Origin of the sequence: Pseudomonas sp. HY7a-MNA-CIBAN-0227 (assembly GCF_040310325.1) — a bacterium.
Lineage (GTDB): Bacteria > Pseudomonadota > Gammaproteobacteria > Pseudomonadales > Pseudomonadaceae > Aquipseudomonas.
This window is the reverse complement of record NZ_JBEOPT010000214.1, coordinates 1-260: the sequence shown is the minus strand read 5'-3', so window position 1 is coordinate 260 and position 260 is coordinate 1. Positions and strand designations below refer to the sequence as shown.

1 protein-coding gene is annotated in these 260 nt (G+C 38.8%); it reads left to right on the top strand.

Going from position 1 to position 260, the window contains the following annotated elements; genetic code table 11:
* The coding region (locus AAEZ06_RS27635) for an IS3 family transposase (RefSeq protein ID WP_350617317.1) at positions 1-192 on the top strand (192 nt) is incomplete at its 5' end.
* Positions 193-260 lie beyond the last annotated feature (68 nt).

The following is a 260-nucleotide window of genomic DNA, read 5'->3' as shown; positions in this document are numbered from 1 at the left end:
CCTATAGAGAGCTTCTGGGGCGTATTAAAGAATGAGTTAATATATCATCAGGACTATAAGACCAGATTTGCCGCCATTACCGATATCATTAGATATATCGAGTTGTACTACAACCAAACGAGAATTCAAAAGGGTTTAGGCTATAAATCGCCAAGACAGGTGTGGTTTGACTATTATCGTCAGTCTGCGTAACTAAAATCTCCCAAGTTTAACTGTACGGATTTGACGGCAGGGGTCAATTTGATGTTGAAAATATAGAG